Origin of the sequence: Stappia sp. P2PMeth1 (assembly GCF_900185735.1) — a bacterium.
Taxonomy (GTDB): Bacteria; Pseudomonadota; Alphaproteobacteria; order Rhizobiales; family Stappiaceae; genus Stappia.
On the sequence record NZ_FYAW01000022.1, the window covers coordinates 385,196 to 398,179 of the forward strand.

A 12,984-nucleotide genomic window follows, 5' to 3' on the forward strand; every position below is an offset into this window, starting at 1 on the left:
TTTTCCAAGACTTTCGAGGTCTTATCATAACTCATAGCTATATTAATCGGCGTTTTGTGCATTTGACTTGAGCGGGGTAGAGGCCTCGTTATGGGGCGAGGAGACGCTCTTTGCCTATCGGGGGAGGTGGGCAAGGCATACTGACAAGTGGAGGATCCGGGCGAACCCACAGCGCCCGCAGCACCGGCCGCGACGCGGCCGGGCGTCCTTCCTGTCTGCCTGCATATGGGAGGGGAGGATAAGCCATGTCCCGGCTGGAACAGATGTTCGATGTGCGCGACCAGTCCGTGATTGTGACCGGGGGGGCGAGCGGGATTGGCCGGGCCTATGCGGAGATCATGGCCGCCGGGGGCGCGCGGGTCTGCATCTTCGATGTCGACGGCGAGGGAATTGCGCGGACCATCGACGAGATCTCCTCGACCGGCGGGGATGTTTGGGGGATCGAGGTCGACGTGGCCGACCGCTCCGCGATGGCCGAAGCCTTCGACAAGGTGGCGGACAAACATGGCGGGATCGACACGGTCTACGCCAATGCGGGTATCGACCCGGGGCCGGGCTTCTTGACGCCGCTCGGCGAACGCAATCCCGATGGCGCGATCGAGAACATTCCCGATGCGCAATGGGACCGCGGAATCGAAATCAACCTGACCTCGGTCTACACGACCGTCAAGAACGCGGTGCGCCACATGAAGCCGCGGGGCGCGGGAAAGATCATCGTCACGTCCTCGATCGCGAGCGAGATCAACGAGAGCATCGTCGGCACGTCCTACATGCCTGCCAAGGCGGCGGTGAACCATTTCGTCCGCCACATGGCGATGGAACTGGGTGCCTACGGAATTCGCGTCAATGCGATCCTGCCCGGGCCTTTCATCACCAACATTGCCGGGGGACGTCTGCGCAACAAGGAAGACCGCGCCGCATTCGAGGCGCAGTCGCTGATCGGCCGCATCGGCGATGTGGAGGACATCAAGGGACTGGCACTGCTGCTGGCATCGCCAGCCGGATCCTACATGACCGGATCCCTGGTGGTGATCGATGGCGGTTCACTGATCCGCATGACCTGACAGGCGAAAGGACGGCGCGTTTGAGGAGGTGCCCGTAACAGGGCAAGCGCCGGCCGATTTGGAGAGGAGAAACCAAAAATGGCCTTTATCAACAAACTAATCCGCCCCAGCCGGCGAACCGTGCTCAAGGGGCTCGGAGCGTCGGTGGCGGCAAGCTCGCTCGCCATGCCGACGGTTCTGCGCGCACAGACCGCAGGCAGGATCAAGATGGGCTACATTTCGCCGGCCACCGGTCCGCTCGGGTTGTTTGGCGAGACCGATGGCTTCACCGTGCAGAAGATCCGCGAAGCGCTCGGAGGGCAGATCCGGTCAGCCAACGGAGATCTGTACGACATCGAAATTCTCGAGCGCGACAGCCAGTCCAATCCGAACAAGGCGGCGGAAATCGCCGGCAATCTGATCCTCAACGACGAGGTGAACATCCTCGTTCCGGCCTCGACCACGGACACGATCCTGCCGTCCATGGAGCAGGCTGAACTTTACGAGACGCCCTGCATCTCGGCCGGCGCTCCCTGGCAGGCGGTGATCATGCCTCGCGGCGGCGGCGAATTCGACTGGACCTACCACTTCTTCTGGGGTCTCGACGAAGCGTTGAACACTTTCGTGGGTCTTTGGAACGGACTGGATACCAACCGCAAGGTCGGTATGCTGTTTCCGCAGAACATCGACGGCGAGACCTGGGGCAACGAGGACTATGGTCTGCCCAGGCCGACGCGGGAAGCCGGATACGACGTCACCATACCGGGCTATTTCCAACCCCGGACAAACGATTTTTCGGCGCAGATCTCCGCGTTCAAGGCGGCCGGTTGCGAGATCATCGGCGGCATTACCTATCCCGACGACCTGAAGACCTTCGTCACCCAGTGCAACCAGCAGGGCTACAAGCCCAAGGCCGTGACCGTTGCTGCGGCGCTGTTGTTCCCCAGCGGGGTCGAGGCCATGGGACCACTCGGCAACGGTATGACCAGCGAAGTCTGGTGGACGCCGGCTTTTCCGTTCAAGTCCTCCATCACCGCCCAGTCCGGCCAGCAGATCGCCGATCAGTGGGAAGCGGAACAGAAGCGGCAATGGACGCAGCCCCTCGGCTACTCCCACGCGGTTCTCGAGATCGCCATCGACGTTCTCAGGCGCTCCAGCAATCCCCTCGATCGCGAAGCCAACCGCGATGCGCTTGCCGCTACGGATCTGCAGACCGTCGTCGGGCAGATCCGCTTCTCCGGGCAGCCGCACAAGAACATCTGCACGACCCCGATCTTCGGCGGCCAGTGGGTCAAGGGCGAGACATGGCCTTATGACCTGAAGATCGTCGACAACACCGTCAACCAGTTGTTCCCGCCGGAGCAGAAGATCGTGGCGCTGACCTGGTAACATGTACGGGCAGCAGGAAAACAATCCGCGGGAATGTCTTCTCCAGGCCCGGAACGTGTCGAAGAGTTTCGGCGCTGTCCGGGTGCTGCACGACGTCGGATTCGATGTCTATCGCGGCGAGGTACTCGGCATTCTCGGCCCGAACGGCGCGGGGAAGACGACGCTTTTCAACCTGATCAGCGGCGATCTCAAGCCGTCAGGCGGCGAGATCCGGCTCGGCGAGGTCAGGCTCCGGGGCGAGCCGCCACATCGCCGCTGCCGGATGGGGATCGGGCGGACCTATCAGATACCGCGACCCTATTCAGGCATGACGACCTTCGAGAACCTGCTCGTCGCTTCCGTCTTCGGCGGCGGCCGCTCGGAGGCGGAAAGTTACGACTTCTGTGCGCAGGTGCTCCGTGACTGCGAGTTGTTCGAAAAGGCCAACACGCTGGCCGGGTCGTTGACGCTCCTCGACCGCAAGCGGCTCGAACTGGCACGCGCGCTTGCCTCCTCGCCGCAGCTTCTGTTGCTCGACGAGATCGCCGGCGGATTGACCGACGAGGAATCGAAAGACCTCGTGGCGCTGATTTCCCGCATCCGGGACCGCGGCGTCACCATCGTCTGGATCGAGCATGTCCTGCATGCGCTGATGGCGGTGGCCGACCGGCTGCTGGTCCTCAATTTTGGCGAGAAGATCGCAGAAGGCGAACCGAAGACGGTCATCGCCGATCCCGAAGTCATGCGTGTCTACATGGGGATCGAGGCATGACGGAAGTTCTCTCAACGCACGGTCTCGTGGCCGGTTACGGCGACTTCCAGGCGCTCTACGATGTCGATGTGGAGGTGCACGAGGGCGAAGCCGTGGCGCTCATCGGGGCAAACGGAGCGGGGAAATCCACCTTCCTTCGCGCGGTCATGGGATTGTTGCCCGTCGCTCCGGACATGGTCCATTTCGATGGTGCGCCCGTCGGCGGTACGCCCACCGATCGGATGGTGCAGAAGGGCGTGGCGATCGTTCCCGAGGGGCGGCGCCTGTTCACCGGGATGTCGGTGAGCGACAACCTCCGCGTCGCGATCGATCAATCAAGCCGTTTCGAGCGCAAGGGTTGCTGGACGTTGTCGCGGCTCTACCAGCTCTTCCCGATCCTCGAGGAAAAGGCCAGAACCCCGGTGGAGAGCCTGTCCGGCGGGCAGCAGCAAATGGTCTCGATCGGCCGCGCGCTGCTGTGTCAGCCGCGCCTTCTGCTGTGCGATGAAATCAGTCTCGGCCTCGCCCCAAGGGTCGTTCGAGAGATCTATGCTGTGCTTCCGGAAGTCCGCGCGCAAGGCACCTCGATCATCCTGGTCGAGCAGGATGTGGGTCTGGCGAAGTCGGCGTCGGATCGCCTCTATTGCATGCTCGAGGGCCGGGTAACGCTGAGCGGCCGCTCCGAGGAGATCACCCGCGAACAGATCGGTGAAGCCTATTTCGGAGGTGGCCATGCAGTGGGTTGACGCATTGGTCCAGGGTATCCTCCTGGGCGGCATGTACGCGCAATATGCGCTCGGAATGGCCTTGATGTTCGGCGTGATGCGGATCGTCAATGTCAGCCACGGGGACCTGGTCATCCTTCTGTCCCTGATCGGCATATCGCTGGCATCATCGTTCGGATTAGGACCCTTTGCCGTCATGGCCGCGCTGGTGCCGCTGGCCCTGGCATTCGGCTGGATCCTGCAGCGCGCCGTACTCAACCGCGTTGTCGGCGAGGATCCTCTGCCGTCGCTGATTGCGACCTTCGGTCTTTCGCTGGCGTTGCAGAACCTGATGCTGCAGATCTGGTCGGCCAACAGCCGTTCGCTACCCGGCGGCGGACTGGAGAGCCGTTCGATCGAGATCGGCGGAATCTACATCGGCCTCTTGCCGGTGATCGTGCTTCTTGTCGCCGCCGGGTTGACTCTGGGGCTGGACCTCATGCTCAAGCGCATGCGTTTCGGCCGGGCGTTGCGCGCCGCCTCCGCGGATGTCGAGGCGGCCGCCATGACCGGCGTCAATCCGAAGTCCGTCTACGCCATGGCCACGGCCATCGCGGTCGGCATTCTCGGCTTTGCGGCCGTCTTCCAGTCCCTCCGTTCGACTGTCGCGCCGGCCGATGGCGGAGCACAACTCATCTATGCATTCGAGGCCGTGATCATCGGCGGCATGGGCTCCGTATGGGGCGCGTTCGCCGGCTCGATGGTGCTCGGTGTCGCACAGGCCGTCGGGTTCCGCATCGATCCCGGTTTCGGAGTGCTGTCCGGCCACATCGTCTTCCTGCTGGTGCTTGCCCTGCGCCCGCAAGGCCTCTTTGGGAGAGCGTGAACATGACCTCGATCTCGACCTCCGCCGATGCCGTTGCCGCACCGCCGGCGATCAGGGTGCGCCGTCAGACTGTTTCCGGTGTTATCGCGCTCAGCCTCTTCGTTCTCGTGATCGTCGCCCTTTCCACCATGCCGTGGTGGGCGAAGACCGGGACGATCCGGATGGTCCTCGAACTGTGCTGCTACATCGTCGCAGCACAGATGTGGAACATGCTGGCCGGCTACGCGGGGCTGGTCTCGGTGGGACAGCAGGCCTTCATCGGCGTGGCCGGCTATGCGGTCTTCGTTCTGGCGCAGACGTTCGGCATAAACCCGTTCCTCGCCATCCCCTTGGCGCTGGTGGTGCCGGCTCTGGTCGCTGTTCCTTGCTATCTGCTGCTCCACAGGCTCGACGGACCCTATTTTGCCATCGGGACCTGGGTCGTGGCCGAAGTGTTCCGCCTGGTGGCGTCCAATCTCGGATGGGTCAATGCAGGGGCCGGCATGTCGCTCGCCGTGATGCGCGAGTATTCCGGCTTCGAGCGGAACGTCGCCATGTCGGTGCTTTGCGCGCTGATGATCCTCGTCTCCATCGGCGGCAGCTACCTGTTCCTGCGCTCGCGCTACGGTCTTGCTCTGATCGCCATGCGCGACAATCCGGTCGCCGCCTCCAGTCAGGGCATCAACGTGGGCCGTCTGCGCTTCATGATCTATGTCGCGGCCGCGGTCGGCTGCGGTTTTGCGGGTGCGGTCTATTTCATGGCGCAGTTGCGCATCAACCCGCCGTCCGCCTTCGATCCGATGTGGTCGAACGTGGCGATCTTCATCGTCATGATCGGCGGGATCGGCACGATCGAGGGCGTGCTGATCGGAGCCCTCATCTACTTCGTCGCCGACCGGTTCTTCGGCGAGTATGGCGCGAGCTATTTCGTCGTCCTCGGCGTGATGACTGTTCTCGTGGCGCTTTACGCGCGCACCGGCATCTGGGGGATGATTTCCAAATACTGGGATGCACCCTGGTTTCCGATCAGACGGCACCTCCTTGTCGAAAGGAAGGACAGGGCATGAAGGCGGCGATCTTCGACCGGGTCGGCCGACCCTTACGGATCGGCGAGGTGCCCGACCCGACGCCGGGAGGCGACGAGGTGGTGCTACGGGTGGAGGCCTGCGGCATCTGCGGCAGCGATCTTCATATCACGGAGGATCCGGCGCCGTTCGGGATCGGTGAAGGGTTCGTCCTCGGTCACGAGATTGCCGGTGAGGTCGTGGCGGTTGGCAAATCGGTGACGACCCTGAAAGCCGGAGACATGGTGGCCGTCGTTCCGATGCGTGGCTGTGGTCATTGCGAACGTTGCAGGTCGGGCGACCCGGCGCGCTGCGTGGAGATGAGACTGATCGGCGGCGGATATGCCGAGTATGTGGCGGTCGCGGCGCGGCAGTGCCACATTCTTCCCGATGGCGTGAGGGTGAGCGATGCCGCCCTTGCGGAGCCGCTTGCCGTGGCACTTCACTGTGTCGTGCGCTCTGGGATGAAAGTCGGAGACAGGGTCGCTGTTCTCGGCGCGGGCCCGATCGGTCTTCTCATTGCCTTCTGGGCGCGGCGTCTGGGCGCTTCGCACGTTGTTATGGCCGATCTCCACGACCATCAGGCAGAACGCGCTTATGTCCTCGGCGCGACCGGCTTTGCCTTATCGAACGATAAGCTGGCAGACCATCTTGCCGATCTGTGTGGCGGGCCGCCCGACATCGTTTTTGAATGCGTGGGCAAGCCGGGGCTGCTGCAGGCGGCGACCGAGGCGGTCCGGTTGCAGGGCAAGGTGATCGGAGTTGGGCTTTGCGTCGGTGGGGATTCCTGGGATCCGTTTGTCGCGCTGTCCAAGGAGATCGATCTGATCTTCTCCGTCTTTTTCCATCAACACCACGAATTCGGCATCGCACTCGATGTCCTGGGCGAGGGCGCGAGGTTTGCGCCGCAGACCATTATCACCGACCGGATCGGTCTATCGCCGGTGCCTCAGATCTTCGAGGGCCTGCGCCGGCGGACCACACAATGCAAGGTGCTGATCCAGCCCGAGATCGCCTGAGGAGGCAAAAATGACTGTTCAGTTCGAGACATTGGAATACGACATTGGCGGGATCCGCACGGTGGTCAAGGCGGTCGGCAAGGGGAAGCCGGTTCTGTTCCTGCATGGTGCCGCGACACTCGAAGGCTTCGACTTCGCGGAAGGACTGGCTGACCGGTTCCGGGTCTATTGCCCGAGCCATCCGGGGATGGGGTATTCCGCCGACGCGCCGGCCGTTTCCGGAATGGCCGACGCCATCATTCACTATCTCGACCTTCTCGACGCGATGGACCTGCCCGAAAAGCCGCATCTGATGGGCTTTTCGATGGGCGGTTGGATGGCGACGGAACTCGCGGCCGTCGCTCGCGAGACGTTCGACCGCGTCGTCCTCGTCGCACCGGCCGGCCTGAACGATCCGGCCCATCCGGCGACCGATCTCGGCGCGATCGCGCCGCAGGACCTTCCGGGATACCTGGCCCACGATGCTTCGGTGGCGCTGCGCTACTTCCCGGACGGCTCCGATCCGGCCTTTGCGGAACAATTCGGCGCCGATCGGGCGCGGGAAGGGGAGGCGGTAGGCCGGCTTTGCGCGCCGTTTGGCATGGGGCACCCGAACCTGCGCCGGATGATGGCGCGGATTACCAATCCGACCCTGATCGTCTGGGGGGAGAAGGACACGCTCCTTCCCGCCAGTCAGGCGTCGCTCTGGGCGGCGGCGCTGCCGGACGCGCAGACCCTTCTGATCGCGGATGCCGGCCACCTGGTGCTCCAGGAGAAACCCGAGAGCCTGAAGACTATCGGCGATTTTCTCGCCGCCTGAATAAATCGAGAGGAGATGCCATGAACAAGCCCATGAAGCACAGATACTGGGGCGACAGTATCGATTATCGTGAGGTCCTGAAGAAGATCGAGGAGATCGGCCCGACCCTGGAAGCCAACGCCCCAGCGGACGAGGAGGCCGGGGAACTGACGAGAGACACTTTCGAGGCGCTGAAACCGCTGCGGTTCTCTCACCTTCTGGCGACGGAAAAACTCGGGGGCGCGCAGATGCGTCCGACCGAGGTTCTGCAACTGCTCGAGGCCGTGAGCTGGTGGTCCGGATCGGCTGGCTGGGTGTCGATGGTGCATTGCTGCATCGGGGCCATGTCGGCGGCTTTCCTCCCCGACAGCGCCGTAGAGCGTCTGTTTGCGCCGGGGACCGACAACCGTTTTTCAGGACAGGGCGCACCGCTTGGCATGCTCAAGAAGGTCGAGGGCGGCTATCGCCTGACCGGAAAATGGAGCTACGGCTCGGGTTTCAGCCACGCCACGTGGTCGCACTCTGCCTGCTTCATCGACGACGGGGAGGGGAAGCCGGCCAAGGATGAGGACGGCAACGTCATCGTGATGTGCGCGCATGCGCCCATCGGCGAGCACAAGCAGCTTGGCAACTGGGACGTGCTTGGGCTCAAGGGCACCGGCTCGATCGACTATTCCGCCGAAGATGTGTTCATTGCCGAGGATCTGGTCTTCCCGATCCTGACGGCGCCGCCGCAGCGTCTCGAGGAGCTCTTCAGCCTCGGGATCGTCGGCCTCGCCGCGATCGGCCATACCGGCTGGGCAATGGGTGCAGGCCGACGCATGCTCGATGAGATCGCGAAATTCGCGCGCTCCAAGTCCGGCCGCGCCGGCATGCTGGGTGAAAGCGAGAAGTTCTGGCATGACTACGGTCGCGCCGAGGCCAGCTATCGCGCCGCTCGCGCCTTCGTGATGGAAGTCTGGGGCGATATCGAGGCGAGCGCCGAGGCGGGCAAGCAGATGACGACGCGTCAGATCAGTCTCGTGCATCTCGCCAAGGCGCAGGTTCACGAAGTCGGCGTCGACATATGCAACTTCGCCTATCGCGCTTCCGGCGGCGCCGGCCTGCGCGCCGGGGTCCTCCAGCGCACCTTCCGAGACATGATGGTGGCGGCGAACCACTTTACGATCGCGCCGTCGATCGTCACCTCCGCCGGCCGCGAGATCGGCGGGCTCTGGTCCGACCGGGTCTGGCAGTTCTACGACCTGATCGAGAAGTGACGCATATGCAGGGCGGCGCCATGTCCGCGCCGCTCTGCGACGGAAGCAGCCAAGGCATCCCATGATGAAGACAGACACCATCGCGGAAGCGTTCCGCGAAGCTTTCAGGTGCCATCCCGCCGGAGTCGCGGTGATTACCGCCGATCCCGGCGGGAAGCCCGTCGCCATGACCGTGTCGTCGCTGATCTCGGTCAGCGCCACGCCTCCGACCGTGGCGTTCTCGTTGTCGGCGCGGTCCGGCTCGACCGCCACGGTCCTCCAGTCGGAAACGGTGATCATCCACCTGTTGCGCTATCCGGATCTGGAATTGGCGCGGCTTGGTGCGACCCCCGGCGTCGACCGTTTCGGAGGCGGCGTCGCATGGGAAAGGCTGCCGACCGGCGAGCCTCTCTATACCAGCGTGTCCACGTGGTTCCGCGCACGCATCACCGGCACATTGCCGGTCGAAGGGGCGACACTCGTGGCGGCTGAACTCCTTGAAGGCGCAGCCGCAGGTCTCGACGCGCCTGAGAGGGAATCGCTCGTCTACATGGACAGACGCTGGCATCGATTGCGTGAAAACAGCGAGGGCGTGGCGAGTATCGTTTCGCTCGAGGAGGAATACCGCGACGTCTTCCGCTGAGTGTCGTCCGAGGCGTGCGCCGACCGCGGGGACTTATGCCAAAGGGTGATATTTTCGCGCAGTCATCCGATCTTGCCGTCAGCGTGTCGGGGGTACGGTGATGATATCGAGGAGGTTGCAGCAGCAGCGCGATCGGGTGATCGAGGGGGAGGGCCATGGCTATCCTGGCAGTACAGGGGATGTCGAAGAGTTTCGGCGCGCTCAAGGTCACCGATGATGTCAGTTTCGAACTCGCCCCGGGCGAGGCGATGGGCATCATCGGTCCCAATGGAGCGGGGAAATCGACGCTCTTCAACCTGATCTCGGGCAACCTGCGTCCCGACAGCGGCCGCGTTGTTCTCGACGGGCGCGACGTCACCTACGAGAGCGCGATGCAGCGCTGCAGCAGTGGCATCGGCCGGTCTTTCCAGATCCCGCAACCTTTCGATCATCTCTCGGTTTATGAAAATCTGCTGGTCGCGGCGCGCTTCGGCGGATCTGTGAGCGCCGCAGAGGCACCGGGTTTCTGCATGGATATTCTCGAGCGGGCAGGGCTTGCACATCTGGCGACCCACAAGGCCGGGGCTCTGCCGCTCCTCAATCGGAAGCGTCTGGAACTGGCGCGCGCGCTCGCCACCCGCCCGCGCGTCATCATGCTCGACGAGATCGCGGGCGGCCTGACCGACGCCGAGTGCGGCGAACTGATCTCGACCATACGCGCCATTCACGCCCAAGGCACCGCGATCCTGTGGATCGAGCATGTCCTGCACGCGCTCAATGCCGTCGTCAGCCGGCTCATGGTTCTGAACTTCGGGCGCATGCTGATGGTTGGCAAACCCGACGAGGTCATGGCTGCCCCGGCAGTGCGCGAAATCTATCTGGGGATCGAGGCATGAGCGTGCTTCTCGAGGTCAAGGATCTGACAGCTCACTATGGCGACTTCCAAGCGCTGTTTGGCGTCAACCTTGCGCTCAAGCAGCGCGAAACCCTCGCCATTATTGGCGCCAACGGTGCCGGCAAGACAACGCTGATGCGTGCCATCACGGGGATCGCGCGTGTCACCGCCGGAACCGTGACACTCGATGGCGGCCGCATTGATCAGTTGAGCGCGCCCGACATTCTGAGGGCCGGAATCAGCATGGTTCCCGAGGGTCGGCGGTTGTTCCCCAGTCTGTCGGTCGAGGAGAACCTGCTGATCGGAGCACATGCCCGCAAGGGCAGTGGTTTCTGGAACAAGGGCCGTGTGTGCGAACTGTTCCCGGTCCTTTCGGAGCGCAGGCATCAGCCCTCCACCTCGCTCTCCGGCGGACAGCAACAGATGGTCGCGATCGGGCGGGCGCTGATGTCGAACCCCTCGGTCCTTTTATGCGACGAACTCAGCCTCGGCCTGGCCCCGGTCGTCATCCGCGAAATCTATGCGGCCTTTCCGACCATCCGTGAAAGCGGGACGGCGATCATCGTCGTCGAGCAGGACATCGGCCAGGCGTTGCGAGTCGCCGATAGGGTCCACTGCATGATGGAGGGACGTATCACCCTGTCGGGACGGCCGGACGAGCTGTCGCGCGAGGCCATCCACGACGCCTATTTCGGGATAACGCATTCATGATCTGGCTGGACACGCTCATCCAGGGACTGCTGCTCGGCGGGCTCTATGCCCTTTTTGCCGCCGGCCTCAGCCTCGTGTTTGGCATTATGCGGCTGGTCAATCTCGCCCACGGCGACCTGATCGTGCTCGGCGCCTATCTTATACTGGGGATCGGTACCGCTCTTGGCCTCAATCCCTTCGTGGCGGCGCTGATCGCCTTGCCACTGATGTTCCTGCTGGGCTGGCTGTTGCAGACGGTTCTTCTGAACAGGGTGCTGGGCGACGACATCCTGCCACCGCTTCTCGTCACTTTTGGATTGTCGGTGGTCATCCAGAACGCATTGCTCGAACAGTTCACCGCCGACAGTCGCAGACTGCCTGTCGGCCCCATCGAGGCCAAGTCGCTTGCCTTCGGCTCGGTCAGCGTCGGGGTGATGCCGCTGATCACCTTCGCCTCGGCCATTCTCGTGATCCTGTGCCTTAACTGGATCTTCTATCGCACAGCGATCGGACGCGCCTTCCGGGCGACATCGGACGACTCCGTCACCGCGCAGCTCATGGGCATCCGTCCACGCCGGGTCTTTGCGCTCGCCACCGGCATCGCGCTGGTCGTCGCCACGATCGCGGCGCTCTATCTCGGCGCACGGGCGAATTTCGATCCATCGATCGGCCCGGCACGCCTGCTCTATGCATTCGAAGCGGTGATCATCGGTGGCCTCGGCAGCCTATGGGGGACGCTGATCGGTGGGCTCATCATCGGCGTCGCCCAGGCGTTCGGTGCGGCATTGAAGCTCGAATGGCAGATCCTGGCAGGCCACGTCGCCTTCGTTCTGATTCTGCTCGTGCGGCCGCGGGGGCTCTTTCCCCGCGCCCATGATTGAGGATCACAGATGAAGAACGCCCTAGGCCTCCTGTCGCTCCTCGTCATCGTCGCCGCTCTGGCCGTCGTCCCACTGTTCGGCCTGCGCGCGCTTGTCCAGGATCTCTTCATGGTCCTGTGCCTCCTGGTTCTGGCGCTCAATTGGAACATGCTGGCCGGCTTTGCCGGGCTTGTTTCCGTCGGCCAACAACTCTTCGTCGGTGTCGGCGCCTACGTGATGTTCGCCGCGGCCATTTTGTGGGGGCTCGACCCGCTCACCGGCGGTCTGATCGGCGGCCTCGTCGCCATGGTGCTTTCGGTGCCTGTCGCCTTCTTCGTTTTTCGCCTGAACGGCGCCTATTTCGCCATCGGCACCTGGGCGGTGGCGGATATCGCGCGTCTTTCCTTCAGCCAGTGGCAGGCTCTCGGCGGTGGCACGGGCACGGCGCTGCCACGTGGAGCTGCCCGTGACATGCCGGGTGTCCAGTTGCTGCGTGAGGTTCTCGGCGTTTCGCCCGCTGCTGCGGTCGACATGCTCACCTACTGGCTGGCACTCGGGCTGGTCGTCGCGATGCTGGTCGCCAGTTGGATCTTCCTGCGCTCGCGCATGGGGCTTGGGCTGCAGGCCGTGCGAGACAATCCCGTGGCGGCGCGCTCGGTCGGAGTCGATCCGGTCCGGCTGAAGGCGCTTGTTTTCCTGCTCACGGCGTTCGCCACAGGGCTTTGCGGTGCGCTCATCTTCATCCAGACGGGGCGCATTTCACCCGATGCCGCCTTTTCTGTCATCGATTGGACGGCCTTCGTCATCTTCATCGTCGTCATAGGCGGGATCGGCACACTGCCGGGACCGATCATCGGCGTGCTGGTGTTTTACGGATTGCAGCGCCTGCTGTCGGACTACGGCACGGTCTACCTCATCGTACTCGGCATGATCGGCATCGTGGTCATGCTTTTCGCGCGTCGCGGTCTGTGGGGCGGCTTCACGCAATGGACAGGCGTCAACCTGCTTCCGCTCGAACATGCGCCCCCGAAACGCCCGGACACCGGCATCCGGCGCAACACGCGATCCGTTCATGGAGAATAAGCTC

14 protein-coding genes are annotated in these 12,984 nt (G+C 63.5%); all 14 read left to right on the top strand.

Annotation, left to right across the window (positions count from 1 at the left end):
- Positions 1–263 precede the first annotated feature (263 nt).
- The 14 genes from P2PM1_RS17330 to P2PM1_RS17395 all read left to right on the top strand — a co-directional run bounded on the left by P2PM1_RS17330 (position 264) and on the right by P2PM1_RS17395 (position 12,980).
- Entirely contained in the window at positions 264–1,064 is an 801-nt protein-coding gene (locus P2PM1_RS17330) for an SDR family NAD(P)-dependent oxidoreductase (protein ID WP_244301548.1), read from the top strand.
- A 78-nt stretch (positions 1,065–1,142) separates the two neighbouring features.
- Positions 1,143–2,432: an ABC transporter substrate-binding protein gene (locus tag P2PM1_RS17335; protein WP_186387638.1), complete on the top strand. Its 1,290-nt coding sequence runs from the start codon at positions 1,143–1,145 to the stop codon at positions 2,430–2,432.
- A gap of 1 nt (position 2,433) precedes the next feature.
- Positions 2,434–3,183 carry an ABC transporter ATP-binding protein gene (locus tag P2PM1_RS17340; protein WP_186387637.1) on the top strand — a complete coding sequence of 250 codons (750 nt, stop codon included), beginning with the start codon at positions 2,434–2,436 and terminating at the stop codon, positions 3,181–3,183.
- Complete coding sequence (locus P2PM1_RS17345) at positions 3,180–3,908, top strand: ABC transporter ATP-binding protein (RefSeq protein WP_186399906.1); 729 nt, start codon at positions 3,180–3,182, stop codon at positions 3,906–3,908. The genes P2PM1_RS17340 and P2PM1_RS17345 overlap by 4 nt, the downstream gene beginning before the upstream one ends.
- The gene (locus P2PM1_RS17350) at positions 3,895–4,752 is read left to right on the top strand and encodes a branched-chain amino acid ABC transporter permease (protein WP_186387635.1); all 858 of its coding nucleotides are present in this window, start codon (positions 3,895–3,897) and stop codon (positions 4,750–4,752) included. The genes P2PM1_RS17345 and P2PM1_RS17350 overlap by 14 nt, the downstream gene beginning before the upstream one ends.
- A 2-nt stretch (positions 4,753–4,754) precedes the next feature.
- Positions 4,755–5,798: a branched-chain amino acid ABC transporter permease gene (locus P2PM1_RS17355; RefSeq protein ID WP_186399907.1), complete on the top strand. Its 1,044-nt coding sequence runs from the start codon at positions 4,755–4,757 to the stop codon at positions 5,796–5,798.
- Positions 5,795–6,814 carry a zinc-binding dehydrogenase gene (locus tag P2PM1_RS17360; RefSeq protein WP_186399908.1) on the top strand — a complete coding sequence of 340 codons (1,020 nt, stop codon included), beginning with the start codon at positions 5,795–5,797 and terminating at the stop codon, positions 6,812–6,814. The genes P2PM1_RS17355 and P2PM1_RS17360 overlap by 4 nt, the downstream gene beginning before the upstream one ends.
- 10 nt (positions 6,815–6,824) lie before the next feature.
- Positions 6,825–7,613, top strand: coding sequence for an alpha/beta fold hydrolase (locus P2PM1_RS17365; RefSeq protein ID WP_186387632.1), 789 nt, complete (start codon positions 6,825–6,827; stop codon positions 7,611–7,613).
- A gap of 20 nt (positions 7,614–7,633) precedes the next feature.
- The gene (locus tag P2PM1_RS17370; RefSeq protein WP_186387631.1) at positions 7,634–8,851 is read left to right on the top strand and encodes an acyl-CoA dehydrogenase family protein; all 1,218 of its coding nucleotides are present in this window, start codon (positions 7,634–7,636) and stop codon (positions 8,849–8,851) included.
- A 61-nt stretch (positions 8,852–8,912) separates the two neighbouring features.
- Positions 8,913–9,473: a flavin reductase family protein gene (locus tag P2PM1_RS17375; RefSeq protein WP_186399909.1), complete on the top strand. Its 561-nt coding sequence runs from the start codon at positions 8,913–8,915 to the stop codon at positions 9,471–9,473.
- A 155-nt stretch (positions 9,474–9,628) separates the two neighbouring features.
- Positions 9,629–10,348 carry an ABC transporter ATP-binding protein gene (locus tag P2PM1_RS17380; protein WP_186387629.1) on the top strand — a complete coding sequence of 240 codons (720 nt, stop codon included), beginning with the start codon at positions 9,629–9,631 and terminating at the stop codon, positions 10,346–10,348.
- Positions 10,345–11,058, top strand: a complete 714-nt coding sequence (locus P2PM1_RS17385) for an ABC transporter ATP-binding protein (protein ID WP_186399910.1) — start codon at positions 10,345–10,347, stop codon at positions 11,056–11,058. Before P2PM1_RS17380 ends, P2PM1_RS17385 begins: the two co-directional genes overlap by 4 nt.
- Positions 11,055–11,918, top strand: coding sequence for a branched-chain amino acid ABC transporter permease (locus P2PM1_RS17390; RefSeq protein WP_186387627.1), 864 nt, complete (start codon positions 11,055–11,057; stop codon positions 11,916–11,918). The genes P2PM1_RS17385 and P2PM1_RS17390 overlap by 4 nt, the downstream gene beginning before the upstream one ends.
- Before the next feature lie 9 nt (positions 11,919–11,927).
- Positions 11,928–12,980: a branched-chain amino acid ABC transporter permease gene (locus P2PM1_RS17395; RefSeq protein WP_186399911.1), complete on the top strand. Its 1,053-nt coding sequence runs from the start codon at positions 11,928–11,930 to the stop codon at positions 12,978–12,980.
- The last annotated feature ends 4 nt before the right edge of the window (positions 12,981–12,984 follow it).

Excerpts from the sequence above, each read along its gene's own strand:
- P2PM1_RS17340 (WP_186387637.1), top strand. The coding sequence starts at position 2,434 with ATGTACGGGCAGCAGGAAAACAATCCGCGGGAATGTCTTCTCCAGGCC.
- P2PM1_RS17380 (WP_186387629.1), top strand. The coding sequence starts at position 9,629 with ATGGCTATCCTGGCAGTACAGGGGATGTCGAAGAGTTTCGGCGCGCTC.
- P2PM1_RS17345 (WP_186399906.1), top strand. The coding sequence starts at position 3,180 with ATGACGGAAGTTCTCTCAACGCACGGTCTCGTGGCCGGTTACGGCGAC.
- P2PM1_RS17395 (WP_186399911.1), top strand. The coding sequence starts at position 11,928 with ATGAAGAACGCCCTAGGCCTCCTGTCGCTCCTCGTCATCGTCGCCGCT.
- P2PM1_RS17350 (WP_186387635.1), top strand. The coding sequence starts at position 3,895 with ATGCAGTGGGTTGACGCATTGGTCCAGGGTATCCTCCTGGGCGGCATG.
- P2PM1_RS17365 (WP_186387632.1), top strand. The coding sequence starts at position 6,825 with ATGACTGTTCAGTTCGAGACATTGGAATACGACATTGGCGGGATCCGC.
- P2PM1_RS17390 (WP_186387627.1), top strand. The coding sequence starts at position 11,055 with ATGATCTGGCTGGACACGCTCATCCAGGGACTGCTGCTCGGCGGGCTC.
- P2PM1_RS17330 (WP_244301548.1), top strand. The coding sequence starts at position 264 with ATGTTCGATGTGCGCGACCAGTCCGTGATTGTGACCGGGGGGGCGAGC.
- P2PM1_RS17370 (WP_186387631.1), top strand. The coding sequence starts at position 7,634 with ATGAACAAGCCCATGAAGCACAGATACTGGGGCGACAGTATCGATTAT.
- P2PM1_RS17360 (WP_186399908.1), top strand. The coding sequence starts at position 5,795 with ATGAAGGCGGCGATCTTCGACCGGGTCGGCCGACCCTTACGGATCGGC.
- P2PM1_RS17335 (WP_186387638.1), top strand. The coding sequence starts at position 1,143 with ATGGCCTTTATCAACAAACTAATCCGCCCCAGCCGGCGAACCGTGCTC.
- P2PM1_RS17385 (WP_186399910.1), top strand. The coding sequence starts at position 10,345 with ATGAGCGTGCTTCTCGAGGTCAAGGATCTGACAGCTCACTATGGCGAC.
- P2PM1_RS17355 (WP_186399907.1), top strand. The coding sequence starts at position 4,755 with ATGACCTCGATCTCGACCTCCGCCGATGCCGTTGCCGCACCGCCGGCG.
- P2PM1_RS17375 (WP_186399909.1), top strand. The coding sequence starts at position 8,913 with ATGATGAAGACAGACACCATCGCGGAAGCGTTCCGCGAAGCTTTCAGG.